The 18,896-nt window shown below is 74.0% G+C and carries 16 protein-coding genes and 1 pseudogene; 8 read left to right on the top strand and 9 right to left on the bottom strand.

Features of this window, described 5'->3' with window-relative positions; genetic code table 11:
• The first annotated feature begins 3 nt into the window (after positions 1-3).
• Complete coding sequence (locus tag AB0K03_RS01015) at positions 4-1,335, top strand: multicopper oxidase domain-containing protein (RefSeq protein WP_364678617.1); 1,332 nt, start codon at positions 4-6, stop codon at positions 1,333-1,335.
• A 45-nt stretch (positions 1,336-1,380) separates the two neighbouring features.
• On the opposite strand, the gene AB0K03_RS01010 is transcribed toward AB0K03_RS01015, so the two are convergent.
• Positions 1,381-1,968 (bottom strand): GNAT family N-acetyltransferase, encoded by a 588-nt coding sequence (locus tag AB0K03_RS01010; protein ID WP_364678614.1) that lies wholly within the window; start codon positions 1,966-1,968, stop codon positions 1,381-1,383.
• Between the two features lie 142 nt (positions 1,969-2,110).
• Here AB0K03_RS01010 and AB0K03_RS01005 point away from each other — a divergent pair.
• The 3 genes and pseudogenes from AB0K03_RS01005 to AB0K03_RS00995 form a co-directional block, all read left to right on the top strand.
• Positions 2,111-2,692: pseudogene (locus AB0K03_RS01005) on the top strand (phosphoribosyltransferase family protein); the annotation flags it as partial.
• A gap of 81 nt (positions 2,693-2,773) precedes the next feature.
• A complete protein-coding gene (locus AB0K03_RS01000; protein ID WP_364679375.1) occupies positions 2,774-3,445 on the top strand; it encodes an alpha/beta family hydrolase in 672 nt (223 codons plus the stop codon).
• A 61-nt stretch (positions 3,446-3,506) separates the two neighbouring features.
• Entirely contained in the window at positions 3,507-3,875 is a 369-nt protein-coding gene (locus AB0K03_RS00995) for an SPW repeat domain-containing protein (RefSeq protein WP_364678611.1), read from the top strand.
• Positions 3,876-3,927: 52 nt separating this feature from the next.
• Here the strand turns inward: AB0K03_RS00995 and AB0K03_RS00990 are convergent, their stop codons facing one another.
• The 3 genes from AB0K03_RS00990 to AB0K03_RS00980 form a co-directional block, all read right to left on the bottom strand.
• Positions 3,928-5,238 carry an ABC transporter permease subunit gene (locus AB0K03_RS00990; protein ID WP_364678609.1) on the bottom strand — a complete coding sequence of 437 codons (1,311 nt, stop codon included), beginning with the start codon at positions 5,236-5,238 and terminating at the stop codon, positions 3,928-3,930.
• A 10-nt stretch (positions 5,239-5,248) separates the two neighbouring features.
• On the bottom strand, positions 5,249-6,043 hold the full coding sequence (locus AB0K03_RS00985; protein ID WP_364678607.1) for an ATP-binding cassette domain-containing protein: 795 nt from the start codon (positions 6,041-6,043) through the stop codon (positions 5,249-5,251).
• 97 nt (positions 6,044-6,140) lie between these two features.
• Positions 6,141-7,499 (bottom strand): substrate-binding domain-containing protein, encoded by a 1,359-nt coding sequence (locus AB0K03_RS00980; protein ID WP_364678605.1) that lies wholly within the window; start codon positions 7,497-7,499, stop codon positions 6,141-6,143.
• Positions 7,500-7,662: 163 nt separating this feature from the next.
• On the opposite strand from AB0K03_RS00980, the gene AB0K03_RS00975 reads away from it, so the two are divergent.
• Positions 7,663-9,300 carry a phosphatidylglycerol lysyltransferase domain-containing protein gene (locus tag AB0K03_RS00975; RefSeq protein ID WP_364678603.1) on the top strand — a complete coding sequence of 546 codons (1,638 nt, stop codon included), beginning with the start codon at positions 7,663-7,665 and terminating at the stop codon, positions 9,298-9,300.
• A gap of 17 nt (positions 9,301-9,317) precedes the next feature.
• On the opposite strand, the gene AB0K03_RS00970 is transcribed toward AB0K03_RS00975, so the two are convergent.
• Together AB0K03_RS00970 and AB0K03_RS00965 are read right to left on the bottom strand one after the other, a co-directional pair.
• Positions 9,318-9,992: a response regulator transcription factor gene (locus AB0K03_RS00970; protein WP_364678600.1), complete on the bottom strand. Its 675-nt coding sequence runs from the start codon at positions 9,990-9,992 to the stop codon at positions 9,318-9,320.
• A gap of 25 nt (positions 9,993-10,017) precedes the next feature.
• Positions 10,018-10,491, bottom strand: a complete 474-nt coding sequence (locus AB0K03_RS00965) for a hypothetical protein (protein WP_364678597.1) — start codon at positions 10,489-10,491, stop codon at positions 10,018-10,020.
• A 57-nt stretch (positions 10,492-10,548) separates the two neighbouring features.
• On the opposite strand from AB0K03_RS00965, the gene AB0K03_RS00960 reads away from it, so the two are divergent.
• Positions 10,549-11,898: an ATP-binding protein gene (locus AB0K03_RS00960; protein WP_364678595.1), complete on the top strand. Its 1,350-nt coding sequence runs from the start codon at positions 10,549-10,551 to the stop codon at positions 11,896-11,898.
• Here AB0K03_RS00960 and AB0K03_RS00955 read toward each other — a convergent pair.
• Positions 11,895-14,036: a transglycosylase domain-containing protein gene (locus AB0K03_RS00955; protein WP_364678592.1), complete on the bottom strand. Its 2,142-nt coding sequence runs from the start codon at positions 14,034-14,036 to the stop codon at positions 11,895-11,897. The two genes, AB0K03_RS00960 and AB0K03_RS00955, sit on opposite strands and share 4 nt — an antisense overlap.
• Positions 14,037-14,219: 183 nt before the next feature.
• Between AB0K03_RS00955 and AB0K03_RS00950 the strand changes: the two genes are divergently transcribed.
• On the top strand, positions 14,220-14,945 hold the full coding sequence (locus tag AB0K03_RS00950) for an SGNH/GDSL hydrolase family protein (RefSeq protein ID WP_364678589.1): 726 nt from the start codon (positions 14,220-14,222) through the stop codon (positions 14,943-14,945).
• On the opposite strand, the gene AB0K03_RS00945 is transcribed toward AB0K03_RS00950, so the two are convergent.
• Complete coding sequence (locus AB0K03_RS00945; protein WP_364678587.1) at positions 14,921-16,024, bottom strand: alpha/beta hydrolase-fold protein; 1,104 nt, start codon at positions 16,022-16,024, stop codon at positions 14,921-14,923. The genes AB0K03_RS00950 and AB0K03_RS00945 overlap by 25 nt on opposite strands.
• Complete coding sequence (locus tag AB0K03_RS00940) at positions 15,999-17,000, bottom strand: hypothetical protein (protein WP_364678584.1); 1,002 nt, start codon at positions 16,998-17,000, stop codon at positions 15,999-16,001. Before AB0K03_RS00940 ends, AB0K03_RS00945 begins: the two co-directional genes overlap by 26 nt.
• An 87-nt stretch (positions 17,001-17,087) precedes the next feature.
• Here AB0K03_RS00940 and AB0K03_RS00935 point away from each other — a divergent pair, with 87 nt between their 5' ends.
• Complete coding sequence (locus tag AB0K03_RS00935) at positions 17,088-18,884, top strand: phosphatidylglycerol lysyltransferase domain-containing protein (RefSeq protein WP_364678582.1); 1,797 nt, start codon at positions 17,088-17,090, stop codon at positions 18,882-18,884.
• The last annotated feature ends 12 nt before the right edge of the window (positions 18,885-18,896 follow it).

Below are 18,896 nucleotides of genomic sequence, written 5' to 3'. Positions count from 1 at the left end.
ACCATGTCCGACCGGCCCCTCGGCGGCCTCGCCACCGGCGCCGCCCTGGTCGTGCTCGCCGTGCTGACCGGCGTCGCCGCGCAGCGGGTCACCGGCGGCGACCCGGCCACGGCCGCCGCGACGACCGCCGTCGCCGCCACCGGGCACACCACCACGGTCGCGGTGACCGTGGAGAACATGCGCTACCACCCGCAGCAGATCACCGTCCCGGCCGGGGACCGGCTGGTCATCGACCTCATCAACCACGACCAGCGGCGCCACGACCTGGTGCTGGCCACCGGCGCGAAGACCGGCCCGATCGGCGCCGGCCGGACCGCCCGCCTCGACGCCGGGGTGATCGGCGGGACGGTCGCGGGCTGGTGCTCGCTGCCCGGGCACCGCCAGGCCGGCATGACGCTGTCCATCTCGGCCACCGGGTCCGCCTCCGTCCCCGAGCCCCACCCGGCCACCGGCGCCGCCAGTCCCGAACCGGCCGCCACCGTCGACACCATGGCCGACCCGGGACCGGCCTTCCAAGCCCGCGACGCGACAGCACCACCCCTGCACGCCGGGCGGCTCCACCGGATCACCCTGCACGTCCGCCAGGTCGAGCTCGAGGTCGCCCCGGGCGTGCGGCAGACGATGTGGACGTACAACGGGACCGTGCCCGGGCCCACGATCCGCGGCCGGATCGGCGACACCTTCGTGGTCACCCTCATCAACGACGGCACGGTCGACCACGGCGTCGACTTCCACGCCGGCGCGCTCGCCCCCGACGAGCCGATGCGGCCCATCGAACCCGGCCGGCGCCTCACTTACCGGTTCACCGCCACCAAGGCCGGCATCTGGATGTACCACTGCTCGACCATGCCGATGCTGCTGCACCTCGCCAACGGCATGTACGGCGCCGTCATCATCGACCCGCCCGGCCTGTCCCGCGCCGACCGCGAGTACGTGCTCGTGCAGTCCGAGCTCTACCTCGGCGGCGACCTCGCCGCCATGCGGGCCGACCGCCCGGACGCGATGATGTTCAACGGGTACGCCGCCCAGTACACCCACCGTCCCCTCGCGGCCCGCGCCGGCGACCGCGTCCGCATCTGGCTCCTCGACGCGGGCCCGAACCGCGACACGTCCTTCCACGTCGTCGGGGCCCAGTTCGACACCGTCTACGCCGAGGGCCGCTACCAGCTACGCCCGGCCGATCCGGGCGGCGCCCAGGTGCTGACGCTCGGCCCGGCGGCCGGCGGCTTCGTCGAGACCGTCCTCCCCCAGCCGGGCCACTACCCGTTCGTCACCCACGCCATGGCCGACGCCGACCGCGGCGCCCGCGGCACGATCGAGGCGACCGCCCGCTGAGCCGGCGGACCGGCGCCGCGCGGCGTGATGGAAGCGCCCGGCGGGTCAGCCCGGGCCTTGCGGACCCTCGAGGCGGTCGACGGCGGCCTGGACGCGGTCCCGGTCCAGGGCCACCGCCGCCTCGGCGAAACCCTCCCTGATGGTTCGCCGCCCGGAACCGCCGATGTGGTCGAGCAGCGCGGCCACCGGGCGGTTCTCCGCGAGGAAGTACGCGCTGAACGTGTGGATGCCGTTGTCCAGGGCCGCCTCGGCGAGCAGCTCGACCAGCGCGGTGGCGAGCCCGACGCCGCGCCACGCCCGGTCGACGGCCACGGCGACGTCCGCCGCGTCGCCGGGCACCGCCTCGTAGCGGGCGATGGCGACCCCTCGTCCGGTCCGGGGGTCCGTCGCCACCAGGGCGAATCGATCCCGGTAGTCCACCGTGCACAAGTGGGTCAGCAGCTCCGGGGTGACGTGCGGCGGCCCGCCGACGAAGCGGCGGCGCAGGGTGTCCTCGTCGGCCGTACGGATGGCCTCGGCGAGCTGCCCGGTGTCGTCCGGCCGGATCGGGCGCAGCTGCACCGTACGGCCGTCCGACAGGCGCAGCGCGCGCTCGTAGCCGCGCGGGTAGCCCGGCGGCAGCGGCGAATTCATGCGTCCATGGTGGCCGTACGCGCCGCGTCCGGCATGGGACGTTCGGCCCTGACATTCATGCATCCGATGGTGTGCGATGAACGTGGCGGCTCAGGATCCGTACGAGCCGCAGGCCCTGCAGGTGACGACCGATGGGGATGCCATGACGTACCGGAACCGGGTCGACGCCGGCAGGCAGCTCGCGCAGGCACTGAGGCACCTGCGCGGCCGGAACGTGGTGGTGCTGGGCCTTCCCCGTGGCGGGGTGCCGGTCGCGGCCGAGGTCGCGCGGGAGCTGGGCGCGCCGCTCGACGTGATCGTGGTCCGCAAGGTCGGCGTGCCCTGGCAGCCCGAACTGGCGATGGGCGCGGTCGGCGAGGGCGGCGCCGGCGTGGTCAACACCGGGGTCGTGCGCATGGCCGGGGTCCCTCGCGAGGAGCTGAGCGCCGCGCAGGCGCACGCCCGGGTCGACGTCCAGCGCCGCCTGCAGGCGTTGCGGGGCAACCGCCCGCGGGTGGACCTGACCGGCCGTACGGCGGTGGTGGTCGACGACGGCATCGCCACCGGATCGACGGCCCGGGTCGCGTGCCGGGTGGCGCGGTCGCTCGGCGCCACGCGCATCGTGCTGGCCGCGCCGGTCGGTGCGCCGGACGCGGTGCGGGACCTGGCCGGCGACGCCGACGAGGTGGTCTGCCTGCAGCGCCCGGCCGACTTCACCGCGGTGGGCCGCTTCTACGACGACTTCCGGCCGACCGGGGACCACGAGGTCGCGGCCCTGCTCGACCAGGCCGCCGCCATGCAGGCCGGTGATCCGCCGGGGTCGGCGATGGACGCCGAGGTCACCGTGGACGCCGGCGGCACACGGCTGTCCGGCCGACTCACCGTGCCGGGGGACGCCACCGGGGTGGTCGTCTTCGCCCACGGCAGCGGCAGCAGCCGGCACAGCCCGCGGAACCGGTACGTCGCCCAGGTGCTGCACCGGGCCGGGCTCGGCACCTTGCTGTTCGACCTGCTGACCGCGGAGGAGGAGGTCCACCGCGGGAACGTCTTCGACATCGGGCTGCTGGCCGGACGCCTCGCCGAGGTGGTCGCCTGGGTGCGGGCGCAGCCCGCGACGGAGCACCTCCCGGTCGGCCTCTTCGGGGCGAGCACGGGCGCCGCGGCGGCGTTGCGGGCCGCCGCCGATCCAGCCCTGGACGTGGCCGCCGTGGTGTGCCGAGGGGGCCGGCCCGATCTGACCGGGGCCTCGCTGGGCGACGTGCGGGCGCCGACGCTGCTCATCGTCGGCGGCTCCGACCGCCTGGTGCTCGGCCTGAACCGAGCCGCGGCCGGGCGGCTGCGCTGCGCCCACCGGCTGGCGATCGTGCCGGGCGCCTCGCACCTGTTCGAGGAGCCGGGCGCGCTGGACTCGGTCGCCGGCCTGGCCACCGACTGGTTCACCGGCCACTTCCCGGCCGAGGTGCATCGCGAGCCGCTGCGGGACGTTCGGCCCTACTGACGGGCCCGGATGCGGCGTGGACTTCGGGGATGGGTACGCAGTTCAGCAGGAGGTGACCGAGATGGCATCCGCAACCATGCCCTGGCGGCGGTGGCAGGACTGGCTGACCACGGCCGCGGGCGTGTTCCTGGCGCTGTCGCCGATCTGGGTGGAGGTCGGCACGGCCGGCACCTGGGCCATGGTGATCATCGGCGCGGCGATGGCCGTGTTCGGACTGGTCGCGCTCTACTCACCGGGCCTCATGACCGACGAGGTGCTGGCCATCGCCGCCGGGGTCGTCGCGTTCCTGGCGCCTTGGCTGTTCTCGTACAGCGACGCGACCGGGGCGGCGTGGACCTCGTGGGTGGTCGGCGTGATCGTGGCGGTGTCCGGGGCGCTCGCCCTGCCCGCCAGCCGGGCCGCGCACCAAGGCCTGGCGGCTCACGGATGACGATCTGACCGCCGGCGGGCACGGGCCTCGAGGGGCCCGTGCCCGCCGCGTCTCAGCCCCGCCTCCGCCGGGACAGCGCGTCGACCGTGACGGCCGCGATCAGGACCAGGCCGGTGACGATGAACTCCCACTGGACGGCGAGGCCCTCCAGGTACATCCCGTTGTAGATGCCGCCGATGACGAGCCCGCCGAGGACCCCGTGCATGGCCTTGCCCCGGCCGCCGAACAGCGACGTGCCGCCGATCACCGCCGCCGCGACCGCGTAGAGGACGAGCTGGCCGCCGTTGACGTTGTTCGACATGCCGCCGAGGTAGGAGGCGTACAGCAGGCCGGCGACACCCGCGGTGACGGAGCAGAGCACGAAGGCCCAGGTACGGACCGAGCGTACGTCCACACCGGCGCGGCGCGCGGCCTCCGGGCTCCCGCCGATGGCGTAGATGTAGCGGCCGAACCGGCTGCGCTGCAGCAGCACGGTCCACGCGGCCAGGACGCCGAGCACGATGAAGATGGCCCAGGGCACGCCCGCGAGGGTGCCCAGCGCGGCCCGGTTGATGTTGCACACGGCGACCACCGCGGCGCCCGCGGCCGCCACCGACGCGATCTTGATCAGCGTGACGCTGAGCGGGGCGGCGACCAGCCCGCTGCGGCGCCGGCGCGCGTCCCGGCGGTACGTGGTCACCCCGAACACGGCCACGAACGCGGCCAGCACCAGCCAGCCCTGCAGCGGCGTGACGTGGCCCCACATGAGGTCGTACAGCACGCGCAGGTCGGCGTCGTCCCCGCTCAAGCTGGGGTAGCCGGAGAACGGGCCGAGCGACAGGATGATGAGCAGGACCCCGTTGAACACCAGGAGCCCGCCGAGCGTGACGATGAACGCGGGCAGCCGCAGCCGGGTGATCAGGGTGCCCTGCAGCGCGCCGATCGCGGCGCAGGCGAGCAGGGCGGCGGCGATCGCGGCCCACCAGGGCCAGCCGGCGGTGGCGGGCTGGACGAGCTGGACGGCGATCACGCCGCCGACCGCGCCGACGTACCCGGTGGACAGGTCGATGTCGCCGAGCAGCAGCGTGAAGATCTCCGCCATCGCGAGCACCATGAACACGGCGCTCTGCAGGAACAGGTTCACGACGTTGCCGGCCGACAGGAACACGTGACCGGGGCTGACCGCCTGGAAGACGATCACGATGGCGAGCAGCCCCAGCACCACGGGCAGCACGCCGCTCTCACCGCTGCGCAGACGCACGACCTGCGCATGGATGTATTGGCGCAAGGTCTGCGCCGTCACGACAGGCGGCACGAGTGCCGGGTCCAGCTCGGCAGCGGCACGCTCCTGCGTGGACGGCGGTCGCGGCTCGGTGGAGGTCACGCTGCGGGACTCATGCCGGAACATTGTCGGCCCCTGTCTCTGCCCGGGGTTCGCCTGCGGCGCTTCCGGCGCGTCCGGACGTCATGTACTCCACGACCCGCCGCCGGTCGAACCGGGACACGGAATCCTGGACGGCCATCCGGCCGAGGTGGAGCACCGCGATGCGGTCCGCCACCGCGAAGACGTCGTTCAGGTTGTGCGAGATGATCAGTACGGCGAGCCCGTGCGTCCGGAGCGCCCGTACCAGGTCCAGCACCATCGCGGTCTGCGCGACGCCGAGGGCCGCGGTCGGCTCGTCCATGATCACGAGCTTGGAGTGCCACATGACGGCCTTGGCCACCGCGACGGACTGCCGCTGGCCGCCGGACAACGAGGCGACGGGCTGGCGTACGGACCCGACGGTCGTCACGCCGAGCTCCCGCAGCGTGGCGGCGGCGGCCTTCTCCATGTCGTCCTCGTCGAGCAGCCGGTGCCGCAGGCGCTCGCGCCCGAGGAACATGTTCTGCACGATGTCGAGGTTGTCGGCCAGCGCGAGGTCCTGGTAGACCGTCTCGATCCCGAGCTGCGCCGCGTCGCGCGGGCTGCGGATGTGCACCGGCCGGCCGGCCCAGAAGATCTGCCCGTGGTCCGGCTCGTGGATCCCCGCCACGCACTTGATCAGGACCGACTTCCCGGCGCCGTTGTCGCCGCACAACGCGGTCACCTGGGCGGCGGGCACGTCCAGGTCGACGTCGGTCAGCGCCTGGACCGGCCCGAAGCTCTTGTTGATGCCCTGCAGGCGCAGCAGCGGCACGGTGCTGTCCATGCGACCTCCCATCGGTCGGATTCCGAGGGGCCCCGGATCGTCGCCGCGGCGCGACGGCGGTCCGGGTCTCCTGCCGGCACGGGGGTGCCGGGCCGGCTCACGGCGTGATGCCGGCTGCCTTGCAGACGTCGGCGCCGACCGCGGAGCACAGCGCCTTGGCGTCGATGAACTTGTCCTTGATCACCGTGTCGTTCACGGCGGCCGCGTCCACCCACACGGGGGTCAGCAGCGAGGCCGGCTGCGGCGAACCCGAGACGCCCTTCGGCGGCGAGGTGGTCGAGTTCACCAGCGCCGGCGGCGGGGTCTGCTTGGCGCGCAGAATGGTGGCCAGCGTGACGGCGGCCTGCGCCTCCAGGTACACCGGCTTGTACACCGAGCCGCACTGGTAGCCCTGCAGGATGTTCGTCATGCCCTGCAGCGTGGCGTCCTGACCGGTGGTCGGGATCTTCTTGGGCCCGACGCCCTTGTTCTTCAGGACGGTCACGACCGCGTTGGCGAGACCGTCGTTGGCCTCGACGGTCGCGTTGATCTCCGGGTGCGCGGTGAACTGCTGCGTGAAGATCGTGGCGCCGGTGGCGTTGACCCATCCGGGGGTGATCTTGTCGCCGACGAGCGTGAAGCCGGCGCTGTTGCGGGTGCCGGCCGGCAGCGGCGTGGCCTGCTTGCCCCAGATCACCGAGTTGTAGCCCTCGGCGAAGGAGACCGCGTTCGGGTCGGTGTCCTCGCCGCCGTTGAGCTGGAACACCTTGGGCTCCTTGACACCCCAGTCCGACACGCAGCTCGTGAAGCCCTTGCCGATGAGCTTGCCGACCTCGACGTTGTCGAAGCTGACGTAGTACGTGTCCTTGCCGCTGAAGGTAGCCCGGTCATAGCTGATCAGCGCGACCCCGTGCGCCGCGGCGTACGTCTGGACCTGCGCGCCGACCGTGCTGTCGAGCGGATCGAAGATCAGCACCGAGGCGCCCTGCGCGATGTCCGCCTGGGCCAGCGCGAGCTCGGTGGCGTTCACCCCCTGGGCGTTGTCGATCTTGTATTGGCCCGCCGTGTACCCCGCGGCCTCGAACGCCTTCTTGAGGTACGGCGCGTCGAAGTCCACGTACCGGGTCGACGACGTCGTGTCCGGCAGGATCACGCCGACCATGCCGCGCCCCGCCGCGGTCAGATCCTTCAGTTGCGACATCGCCGAGAAGGAGATGTCGAACGACTTCACACCCAGCCCGGCGGGCACCGTGGCCGCCGGCGCGGACTCCGTGGGCGAGTTGCCGCCGCACGCCGTCACCAGCAGAGCTGCGGACAGCGCGGCGACCCATTTGCCGGCTCTGCACCTCACACTCATGTCGTTGCCTTCCTCCCACCGGGGCCGCACCTCGTTGGGCGGCCCACGATTCCCGGCGTAGTGCGCCGTACGGGCGCGGCGCCAGGGGACGAAGACCTCATGCAAGGTGCCGATGAGCACCGTCGGCGTCCCCGCACCCCGGCCGCCCGCGGACGGTGACCTTCGCCCCTGGCCGGCCGCCGGCGGCGGGTGGCATCGTGCGGGACCGGTGGAGCAGACGCGGAGGATTCGCCGGGAGCGACCGCCGGGTGGGCGTGGTGCCCAGGCGGCCCGGTGGACCGGCGTGGCGGTCGAGCTGGCCGGGGTGACGACGCTGGCGTCGTGCCTGCTGCCGCGCTGGCGTCAGGAGCTCGCCCTGGCCGGCGGTGTGCTGACGCCCGGCCTGATCGGCGCGACGTCCGGGGTGGCGGCGTTCACCGGCATCGTCCTCGTGCTGGTCGGTCGTGGCGTGGCCGGCCGGCGCCGGATGGCCTGGCTCGCCGCGACGGTCGCCCTCGCCGCGGCCACGCTCGCGCATCTGGCCGCGGGCGTCGACCTGCCCGCGGCCGCGGTGACCGCTTCGGCGGCGGGCATCCTGCTGTGGCAGCGGCGGCTGTTCGTCGTGGCGCCGAGCGCGGTCCAGCTGGCGCGGGTCGTACGGATCACCCTCGCCGTGATCGCGGTGGACCTGTGCTTCGGCGTCGCCGGGCTGCTGCTGCACGCGAGCGAGGTACGGCCGCCGCTGACCCCGCTGAGCGCCCTGCTCGAGGTGGGCTCGCGGCTGGTCGGGCTGCCCGGGCCGCTGACCGTCGGTGGCCGGTTCGGACCCTGGTTCACCGGCTCGCTGACGGCGCTCGGCCTGCTGTCCGTCGTGGTGGTCGTGTCGGCGGTGCTCGCGCCGTACGCGCTGCCCGGCGGCAGCGACCAGGAGCTCGACGAGGCCCGGGTGCTCGCCGGCCGCGCGGACGGCGGCACCCTCGACCCGTTCGTGCTGCGCCGCGACAAGCGCCGGCTGTTCTCCCCCGACCACCGGGCCGTGCTCGGCTACCGGTACGTGCGCGGCGTGGGGCTGGCGTCGGGCGACCCGGTCGGCGACCCGGACGCGTTCCCGGCGGTGGTGGGCCGGTTCCTGGCCCTGTGCACGCACTCCGGCTGGCGTCCGGCCGTCGTGGGCGTACGCGCCGAGGTGCTCGGCGTCTTCCGGGTCATGGGACTGCGCTCCCTGCACATCGGGGACGAGGCGCTGCTGGACGTCCGTACCTTCGGCCTGGCCGGACGGGCCCGGCGCAACGCCCGGCAGGCGGTCAACCGCAGCCGCAACGCCGGGGTCACCACCGAGATCCTGCGCGAGGGCTCGGTGCCGCCGGAGATGGCGGACGAGCTGTTCGGCATCGCCACGACGCAGCACGGCTCCGCCCGCGAGTACGGGTTCTCCATGGCCCTCGGCGACCTGCTGTCCGGCGATCACCCCGGCTGCCTGCTGGTCGTGGCCCGCGACGCCGCACGGCAGCCGGTCGCCCTCCAGCGCTACGTGCCCTGCCGCGCCGGCACGGCCCTGTCCCTCGACCTCATGCGCCGGCTGCCCATGGCGCCCAACGGCGTCAACGAACGCATGATCGTCGACGTGGTGGCCTGGTCACGACGCCACGGTGTCGGCACCGTCTCGCTGAACTTCGCCGCCTTCCGCGACGTGCTCGACGCCGGCGGGAGCGACCGGCGCCGCGGCCAGAGCGTCGAGGCGTGGCTCGTCCACCGGCTCGAGGGGCGTTTCGGCATCCAGATGGACTCGCTGCGCCGGTTCAACGCCAAGTTCGGTCCCACCTGGGTGCCCCGGTACCTGGTCTACCGGTCGCGGGCCGACCTGCCGGCGGTCGGCCTGGCGGCGCTGAGCGCCGAGGGCTTCCTGCCCCTGGACCCCGGCCGGGAGGGCCGGGCCGGCTGACCCCCGCACGCGCGGGGTCAGGCGTCCGGCTCCAGCCGGTATCCCGCGCCGCGGACCGTACGGATCGTGTCCCGGCCGAACGGACGGTCCACCTTGTCGCGCAGGTACCGCACGTAGACGTCCACGACGTTCGACCCGCCGTCGTACGCGAAATCCCACACGTGCTCGATGAGGTACGTCCGCGTCAGGGTCTCCCCCGCCCGGCGCATCAGCTCCTGCAGCAGAGCGAACTCCTTGGCGGACAAGGGGATCCGCGTGTCGCCGCGCCGCACCGTCCGGCTCGCCGGGTCCAGCACGAGGTCGCCGGCCCGCAGCTCCGTCGGGCGCTGGGCGGGCTCGCGGCGGATCAGCGCGCGCACCCGGGCGAGCAGCTCGTCGAGGGCGAACGGCTTGGTGAGGTAGTCGTCGGCCCCGGCGTCGAGGCCGCGTACCTTGTCGCGGACGTCGTCGCGCGCGGTGAGCATGAGGACCGGCACCCAGCGGCCCTTCGCCCGGATCTGCCGGCACACGTCGAACCCGTCCGGCGCGGGGATCATGGCGTCGAGGACGACGGCGTCGAAGTCGGTCTCGGTGATGGCCCAGACCGCGTCGGTACCGGTGCCGGCGGAGTCGACCGCGTACCCGGCGCGCTGCAGGCTGCGTTCCAGCATGGCGGCCATCGCCGGATCGTCCTCCACGACCAGGACTCGCATGCCGCCGATCATAGGACCGTCGCGCTCAGCCGCGCCGGGGCCCGCCCGGCCGGTAGGCGCCCGCCACCTCGGTGTGGGCGGCGATCCTCGCGATGTCGGCGTGCAGCCGGTCCAGTTCCTCGCGGATGTCCCCGGTCACCGCGGCGGCCCGCCGGTGCTGCTCGAGGTGGTACAGGGCCAGCTCGGTCGCGATCCGCTCGGCGCGGCGGGTGGCGAGCAGCAGGAGCGACACCTCGGCCAGGCCGAGGACCGGCAGGCCGACCGCGAGCGCGGCCAGGGCGCCGGCGTGGCGCTGGTGTGCCAGCACCGCCACGGCGCCGGCCGCGCCCGCGGTCGTGACCAGCACCGTCCACGACCCGACCACGCGGCACAGCACCTCGGTGGCGCGCTCGTCGCGGCGCAGCCGGCGCCCGGTACGGATCCCGGGATGCCGCTCCCAGCCGGGACGCCCGGCGCCGGGCAACGGTCCGGCGCCGGGATGAGATGCGGTCGAGCTCATGCGGCCAGGATGCGCGGTCCATCATGAGAGGGGCATGAGACCGGTGGAGGTGACAGGGTGCGGCTCGTTCCGACCTCGCTGCGCGGCCGCCTGGCCCTGGTGTTCGGGCTCGGCACCTCGGTGGTCCTGCTGATCGCGCTGTCGCTGCTCTACGTCGCCCTGGACCGTCAGCTCGACGGCGCCGTCGACGCCGACCTCGCCGGGCGCGGCGACGACCTGGTGGCCAGCGTACGGGCGCACGACCTGGCCGCGGTGGCGGGCGACCCGATGGCTCAGCTCTACGCCCCCGACGGCACGCCGATCGCGACCTCGGCGGCGATCACCGGCCGGACCCTGCTCACCCCCGCCCAGGCGAGCGCCGTGGACCGTACGACCCTCACCACCGGCTCGCTGGCGCTGCGGGCGGACGGCGCGCCGCTGCGCGTACGGCTGCTGTCGCGACCGGTCGACGACTCCGGGCGGGTCCTCACGGTGGCCCTGCCGCTGGCCGCCGTGGATCAGGCCGGCAGCCGCCAGCTGATCGTGCTGGCCGTGGCGACCCCGGCGCTGATCGTCCTGCTCGGCGCGCTGGGCTGGCTGCTGCTGCGGGCGGCGCTGCGCCCCGTGGACCTGCTGACCCGGGAGGCGGCGGCCATCTCCACCCTCGACTCCGACCGCCGGCTGCCGGCCGTACCCGGTGACGACGAGATCGCCCGGCTCGCCGCGACCCTCGGCAGCATGCTGTCGCGGTTGTCTGTCGCGTTCGCCCGGGAACGGGCGTTCGTCGACGACGCCAGCCATGAGCTGCGCACGCCGGTGGCGGTGCTGCGCGGCGAGCTGGACCTGGCGCTGGCGGCCGTCGACGACCCCGAGGAGGTACGCCGCTCCCTGCTGGCGGCCCGTGGCCAGGCCATCAAACTGGGTCGGCTCGCCGAGGACCTGCTGCTACTGGCCCGTGAACGGGCCGGAGCGCTGCTGGTGCAACGGGAGCCGGTCGACGTGACCGATCTGGCCCGGTCCGAGGCGCGCGCCCTCGGCCCCGTCACCGGCCTGGACCTGGACGTGCGCGGCGACCCGGTGATCGTGGAGGCCGACGCCGTACGGCTGCGCCAGGTGCTGACCAACCTCGCCGCGAACAGTGCCGCCGCCGGCGCCACGGCCGTACGGGTCACCGTGAGCCTCGAGCGCGACCTGCTCCGCCTCGAGTGGGCCGACGACGGCCCGGGTTTCCCGCCCGGCTTGCTGGACACCGCGTTCGAACGGTTCGTGCGCGGCGACGCGGCGCGCGGCGCGGCCACCGGCGCCGGCCTCGGCCTCGGCCTGTCGATCGTCCGCGCGGTCGTCACGGCACACGACGGCAGCGCGCACCTGACCAACGGCCCCCCGCTGGGCGGCGCGGTCGTCACCGTCCTGCTGCCCGCAAGCTAAGCGCCCGGGGTGGGGAACTGCTCACGCGGTCTGCCGTGCATGTAGTCGGCCACCGTGTTCCAGACCGCGGGGTTCACCGTCGTGTGGCTCATGTGCTGGGTCGTGTTCGGCCAGTCCGGGTCGGCCAGATAGCCGGCGACGACGATGGACGTCGTACCCAGGATCAGCGCGGCGGTCCGCTCGTTGTCGGTCGTGCCCGTCTTGCCGAAGACCGGGTGCCGGACCACGCCGTGCGCCTGCGGGGCCGTGCCCGATCCGCCGCAGCTGCCCAGCTGGGGCGTGTCACCGACCGGGCAGCGGGCGGCGTCCAGCGCGGCGCGGGCCACGTCCGGCGAGGTGGCCTGCCGGCACTGCGGGGCGCCGACGTCGATCGGCCGGCCGTCGGGCGACTCGATGCCGGTCACCGGGGTCGGCGCGCAGTACCTGCCGTCGGCGGCGAGGGTCGCGTACGCCCCGGCCAGGTCCAGCGGGGTGGACGCGGAGACGCCGAGAGTGAACGCTCCCCACTGCTGCGCGGCCTGCTCGTCGTTGGCGATGGCCGCGTCGGTGGAGGCGCGGAACTGGATGCCGAAGCGCTTCGCCACGTCCACGACGTGCTGCGCGCCGACCCGCTCCTCGAGCGGCACGAAGAACGTGTTCACCGAGTGGCCGAAGCCGGACCACATGTCGTAGACGCCGGCCTCGCTCTCACCGGCGTTGCCGGGACAGTAGAAGTGCGTGCCGGGGCAGGCCGCCGGGCTCGACGGGTCGATCACGTAGTGCGTGCGGGCGCGCTTCTGCGCGTCGACGGTGGTGCTCAGCGGCAGGCCCTGCTCCAGCGCGGCGACCAGCGTGAACAGCTTGAACGTGGAGCCGGCCTGGTATCCGGCGACGTCGCCGCCGCCGGTGACGATCGGGTTCACCGTCCACGGCCTGGTGCCGCGGACGCCGTGGGCGCGCTTGGCGGGATCGGAGGACGGCTTGTTCACCGGGTCCGCGGGGTCGTCGATGCCGAACTTGCGGTTGGCTGCGAGGGCGAGGACCCGGCCCGTGCCGGGCTGGACGGCGGCCAGCATCAGCGCGTCCCGGTCACCGGTGGAGATCTGCGCGCGGATGTGCCGGTACGCCGAGGCGGTGGCGTCGACGTCCATCGTGGTGACGATCCGGTAGCCGCCGTCGAGAAGCCGCTGCTCGCGCTCGTACGTGTTCGCGCCGAACGCCGGCTGGCTCAGCCACCACCGGTGGAAGAAGTCGCAGAAGAAGCCCCACTTGTTCGAGGGCACCGCCAGGCATCCGTTGCCGACGTGCCCGACATGGCGCGGGATGGGCTCGGTGAGCGCCGCGTCGGCCTGGGCCTGGGTGACGGCGCCGATCTTGACCATTCCGGCGAGCACGTAGCGCCGGCGCGCCACGGCCTGCGGATAGCCGCTCGCGGTGGCCGGGTTGAAGCTGGTCGGCGCCTTCACCATGCCCGCGAGCAGCGCCGCCTCGGCCAGCGTGAGGTCCTTCGGGCTCTTGTGGAAATAGATCTCGCTGGCGGCGTCCACCCCGTACGCGTTGTTGCCGAACGGCGCCAGGTTCAGGTAGCGGTCGAGGATCTCGCCCTTGGTGAGCCGCTTCTCCACCTGCAGCGCGTACGACATCTCGGCGATCTTGCGGCTGGGCGTGTCCTGGGAGGCCTGGACGACCTCCGCCGGGGTGGTCGCCGAGCGCACCCGGACCATGCGCACGTACTGCATCGTCAGCGTGGAGGCGCCCTGCCGTTCACCACCGTTGTTGTCATTGACGAATGCGCGGATCACGCCGCGCAGATCCACCCCGTTGTGGTGATAAAAATATCGGTCCTCGGCCGCCACGATCGCGTTTTGCATATTCCGCGAAATGCCGGTCAACGGCACGTCCGTGCGAAATTCGTTATAGAAGGTGGCCAGCGGGGTGGTGCCGTCGGCGGCGTAGACCCTGGTGGCCTGCGGAGGACGGAAACTCACCAGGCTTTCCGGCAGTTTGTCCAGCGTACGGCCTGCCAGGGTGAGTCCGGGCGCCGCCACCACGGGGAACAGGGCGGCGGCGACCACCACCCCGGCCAGGGTGCCGCAGGCGACCAGGGAGGCCATCTTGCCCAGGGCGCCGGGACCTTTTCCGCGCATCCGGGACCTCATGAATCCACGATACGCCGCATCGGCGCGGCGGCGACAATTCGAGGACCTCACATTGCATTCTCATCGTCTTCTCATGAAGTCGCGCACCGCCGTCGCCGCCGCTCGCGCACAGCAGCGGCACGTATCATCGCGAGCCGGGACCGACCAACGGAGGATGCCGGTGAGCGCTGCGGAACGAGCCGCATGATGCGCCGGCTGATGCTGTTCGCGGTCTCGCTGTGCCTGGCGGGGTGCGCGGTGGGCGACAGGCCCGGGCCGCTGTCGCCGCCCGCGCCGGGAACCCCGGTGGTGGTCACCCTGGGCGACTCGGTCCCGGCCGGCACCGCCTGCGGCTGCACGCCCTTTCCCGACCTGTACGCACGGATGCTGTCCCCGCACGCGCGTTCGCTCAACCTGGCCCAGCCCGGGTACACCGTCGGCGACGTCGAGGACCAGCTCGGCGACGACCGCGTACGCGACAACCTCGGCTCGGCCACCGTCGTGCTGGTGATGGCCGGCGCCAACGACATGGCCGGCGTCTTCGGCGACGGCGACGACGCCTTCCCGCCCGCCGCGGAGAAGGTACGGACGGCCATGGCCACGATCCTCACCGCGGTCCACCAGGCCCACGCCGCCCCGATCCGGATCGTGGTCCTCGGCTACTGGAACGTCGTCAAGGACGGCCCGGTGGGGCTGGCCGCGTACGGCCCCGACGGGGTGCGGTCGGCGCAGCGGGCGACGCGCTACGGCAACGACGCCCTGCGAGCGGCCGCCGAGCAGTCCGGGGACGTCTACCTGACCACCACCCCCGCGATCGAGGAGGAGGGCTCCGGCGGCGCCGGCCGGCTCGCCCCCGACGGCGATCACCCGAACGCGTCCGGCCACGAGGCCATCGCGGCGGCGATCTACGCGGCGGCCCCGACCGGCTGACCCGGCCCACCCGCGGCGCGGACCGCCGGCGTCGAGCCCGGGGTGCGGCCGGCCTGCGGGACGGGCCGTCCGAGCGAGGCGGACAACCAGTCGAACGCCGGCGCCTCCAGCGCCTGCCACGTCGCCGAGTTGTGCCCGCCCCCGCCCACATAGGACGTCGTCACGGACAACGGCGCCCGGGCCGCCCTCGCCAGGGCGACCGTGCTGTGCAGCGGCGCGAGGTCCGTCCGGGCGCAGGCCAGGTACAGCGCCACCGCGGGAACCGGCAGGTGCTTGAGCCGCCACACGTCGTTGTACAGGGTGTTCTCGGAGCCGTCACCGACCCGGATGCCGGGTGTGGCATAGCCGGACAGGCTGGCCGCGGCCGCGTACTCGCCGGGATGCCGCAGGAGCAGATCGGTCGCGCAGTAGCCGCCGGCGGAGTACCCGGCCAGCCCCCAGCCGGCGGCGTCCGTACGCACGTGGAAGCGGGCCCGGACCGCGGCGGGCACGTCCACGGTCAGCAACGTCTCGGTCTGCGGCCCGTTGACGAGGTTCGTGCACTCGGTGTCGAGCATCGTGTCCGGCGTCTGGTACGGGAACACCACCACGGTGGGCGCCATCCGCGCGGCCGCCATCTCGCTGTCGAGCACCGCCGCGACGTGCATCTTGTGGAACCACTGCAGCGGCGTGCCCGGGTAGCCGTGCAGCGCCTCGACGACGGGGAACCGGGTGCCGGGCTGCTTGGCGTACGCAGCCGGCAGGTAGACGTACAGGGGCAGGCTCAGGCCGCTCACCTTGCCGGGCACCGTCATGCTGACGATCCGCCCGGCGCCCGCCGGGTCGGCGGGGGTGGCGACCGAGTCCGCAGCGTTGCCGGAACCGGCGAGGCTCGACCAGGTCGGGTAGGCGTCGACCTGCCGGTTCACCCACACGGCCGCGGTGGCCGAGGCGGTGAGGAGGCAGGCGAGGACGGCAGCGGCACGCACGGCCATCCGCGCGTGTCCCCGGCCGGCGCCCCAGAGCAGCCCCAGCCCGGCGGCGCTGACGACCGCCAGGGCCAGCGCCAGCAGCTCAGTGGTGAAGCTGTCGGGGGACATGGACGCCTCCTGCGGGGATCGTGGCGGACGGCCGGTGCGGATGCCGCTTGTGCCGGTGCACGGGCACGTACGCGACGGTCGGCGCGGCCGCGGCCAGCGGCGGCGGGGTCTGCCGGCTAGCCCAGACGAGAGCCGCCGCGGGATTTCGGGCGACGGTGACCGCGATGCCGGCGGGCAGGTGGGTCAGCACCGCGGGCAGGACCCCGGCCGACCCGGCCGACCCGGCCGGTCCGACCGGCTGCCGGCGCGGGGCGCCCGGCCGGCCCGGTGCCGCGCCGGCCTGCACGAGCACGGCCGCCGGATACCGTCCCGGTGCCGCGGCGACCGCACGTTCAGCGACGACCGCGTCGGCTGTAGAGGCCACCAGCACCCAGCGGCGCCCGGTGACCCGCACGTCTCGCACGAGCGCCCCCGGCAGCGCCGCCGCCAGGACGTCCGGGGTGGTCGCCGGGGTGGTCCGGACGAACACCACGACCGCGGCGCCGGCGGCGCGGGCGGCCGCCGACTGCACCGCCGGCGTCCAGCCCTCGGTGCCGTCCGTGACGACCACCAGTGCCGGGTATCGCCAGGACGGGTGCTGCAGGTAGCCGTCGGGTACGACCACCGTCGGGGCGGCGCCCAGGTGCCAGCCGGTCCAGCCGCCGGGTTCCCAGGGGATGGCGACACTCTGCTGCGGGCGGGTTCCGGCCCGGGCCAGCAGCCACCGGTCGAGGTCGCCGGGCCGGTCCGGGGCGACCGTCCCCGGCTGCCCGTCGGCGGACTGGGACAACGACTCCCAGCTGGGATAGAACTGCTCGGACCGGTTCACCACGAGACCGGCCGTGACCAGCAGCAACGCCTCCGTCGCCAGCACGCCGGCCGGACGCAGCACCGGCCGCAGCCGCCGGCCCCGGTTCCACGTCACGACGGTCGCGGCGAGGGCGGCCAGTGTGGCCAGGACGGCGAGGAAGATCAGGGCGATGCCGGTCAGGGCCATGCGCCAGACCCTGCTCCCTCGAGCATGAGAGGCGGGTGAGAGCCGGTCTCATGTTCGTCTCATCGACGCGGTCCTAGTTTTGCGTCCATGCCCGCAACCGCACCGCACCCATCGGGCCACCGCGACAGCTCGTGGGCCCGTCCGCCCCTGTCCCGGGCGGCGATCGCCCGGCTGGTGCAGCTCGCCGGTCTGATCAACATCGTCACCGCCGTCCTGCCGGTCCGGCACGGCCGGATGGCCGTCCTGCTGGAGTTCGTACCCGTCGCGGGGATCCTGTCCGCGCGGGCCGCCACCGCGGCCGTCGGCGCCCTGCTCGTCTATCTCGGCACCGGCCTGCGCCGGGGCAAACGCCGGGCGTGGCAGCTCGCCGTCGCCCTGGCCGGCGCGAGCGCCGTCCTGCACATCCTGAAAGGACTCGACGTCGACGCGGCGGCCGTGTCCGCCGCGGTGCTGGCGATGCTGATCGCCGTGCGGCACCGGTTCCACGCCGTGGCCGACCCGCGCAGCCGCTGGCGCGCGCTGGCCGCGCTCACCGGCTTCGCGGCGACCGGCCTCGTGCTCGGGTTCCTGGAGATCGCCGTACGGGCGGACCGGCTCGTCGGAGCCCCCGGCGTCACCCAGTGGCTGCGGCACGCCGCGCTCGGACTGATCGGGGTCACCGGGCCGGTGCGCTTCGTCCACCCGCTGGCGGCCGAGGCGGTCAGCCTCACCACCGGCACGTTCGGCGTGCTGGCCGCGGTGGCCGCCGCTGTGCTGCTGCTGCAGTCGGGCGCTCGCCACGCGTCGCGTACCGAGGCGGACGAGCGGCGCCTGCGGGACCTGCTCGACCGGTACGGCGGCGAGGACTCGCTGGGCTACTTCGCGTTGCGCCCCGACAAGGACCTGATGTGGGCGCCGTCGGGCAAGGCCGTGGTGGCGTACCGGGTGGTGCACGGCGTCAGCCTCGCGTCCGGCGACCCGATCGGGGTGGAGGCGGCGTGGCCCGAGGCCATCTCGGCCTGGCTCGCCGACTGCGAACGGCACGGCTGGACGCCGGCCGTGCTGGGCTGCGGGCGTACGGGCGGGACCGCGTACCGCCGCTGCGGCCTCGACGTCATCGAGCTCGGCGACGAGGCGGTGGTCGACGTCGGCACCTTCACCTTGCAGGGGCGCCCGATGCGTACGGTCCGGCAGGCCGTCCACCGGATGCGGCGCGCGGGCTACACGTGTACGGCCGTACGGCAGCGCGACCTGCCGGCCGCCGACCTGGCGGCCGTGGTCCAGGCGGCCGACGCGTTCCGCACCGGCAAGGTCGAGCGCGGCTTCTCGATGGCGTTGTCCCGGCTCGGCGACCCCGGCGACGGCGATTGCGTCCTCGTCCTGGCCCGCGACGACCGGCAAAGGCCGCGCGGCGTCCTGCAGTTCGTGCCGTGGGGTCCCGACGGGCTGTCGCTGGACCTGATGCGCGGGGACCGGACGGCCGACAACGGCCTGACCGAGCTGATGATCGTGACGGCGATCGAGGCGGCCGCGGCGCTCGGCATGCGCCGGGTGTCGCTCAACTTCGCCGTGCTGCGCTCGGTCTTCGCCCGCGCGGAGGAGCTCGGCGCCGGCCCGGTGCTGCGGCTCTGGCACCGCCTGCTGACGCTCGCGTCGAAACTCTGGCAGATCGAGTCGCTGTACCGCGCCAACGCCAAATACCGGCCCCGGTGGCAGCCCCGCTATCTGTGCTTCCCGACGGCCCGGGACCTGCCGCGCATCTCGGTCGCCGCGCTGACCGCGGAGGCTTTCCTGCCGGCCGGTCCGGCGGGCCGCCCTCAGGAGATCAAGCGATCACCCGCCGATCGGCCCCTCCCGCGCACCGAACCGGCGCAACCCGTCGGCGCCGGTCTCGCCGACTCCTGAACGGCCGTACGC

Origin of the sequence: Actinoplanes sp. NPDC049316, assembly GCF_040677315.1 — a bacterium.
Classification (GTDB): Bacteria; Actinomycetota; Actinomycetes; order Mycobacteriales; family Micromonosporaceae; genus Actinoplanes.
This window is presented reverse-complemented; position numbering and strand designations above follow the sequence as displayed.

Coding starts and splice junctions, on each gene's coding strand:
- AB0K03_RS01010 (WP_364678614.1), bottom strand. CDS start 1,968: ATGAATTCGCCGCTGCCGCCGGGCTACCCGCGCGGCTACGAGCGCGCG.
- AB0K03_RS00955 (WP_364678592.1), bottom strand. CDS start 14,036: ATGAGGTCCCGGATGCGCGGAAAAGGTCCCGGCGCCCTGGGCAAGATG.
- AB0K03_RS00935 (WP_364678582.1), top strand. CDS start 17,088: ATGCCCGCAACCGCACCGCACCCATCGGGCCACCGCGACAGCTCGTGG.
- AB0K03_RS01015 (WP_364678617.1), top strand. CDS start 4: ATGTCCGACCGGCCCCTCGGCGGCCTCGCCACCGGCGCCGCCCTGGTC.
- AB0K03_RS01000 (WP_364679375.1), top strand. CDS start 2,774: ATGGACGCCGAGGTCACCGTGGACGCCGGCGGCACACGGCTGTCCGGC.
- AB0K03_RS00985 (WP_364678607.1), bottom strand. CDS start 6,043: ATGGACAGCACCGTGCCGCTGCTGCGCCTGCAGGGCATCAACAAGAGC.
- AB0K03_RS00970 (WP_364678600.1), bottom strand. CDS start 9,992: ATGCGAGTCCTGGTCGTGGAGGACGATCCGGCGATGGCCGCCATGCTG.
- AB0K03_RS00965 (WP_364678597.1), bottom strand. CDS start 10,491: ATGAGCTCGACCGCATCTCATCCCGGCGCCGGACCGTTGCCCGGCGCC.
- AB0K03_RS00940 (WP_364678584.1), bottom strand. CDS start 17,000: ATGGCCCTGACCGGCATCGCCCTGATCTTCCTCGCCGTCCTGGCCACA.
- AB0K03_RS00950 (WP_364678589.1), top strand. CDS start 14,220: ATGATGCGCCGGCTGATGCTGTTCGCGGTCTCGCTGTGCCTGGCGGGG.
- AB0K03_RS00945 (WP_364678587.1), bottom strand. CDS start 16,024: ATGTCCCCCGACAGCTTCACCACTGAGCTGCTGGCGCTGGCCCTGGCG.
- AB0K03_RS00995 (WP_364678611.1), top strand. CDS start 3,507: ATGGCATCCGCAACCATGCCCTGGCGGCGGTGGCAGGACTGGCTGACC.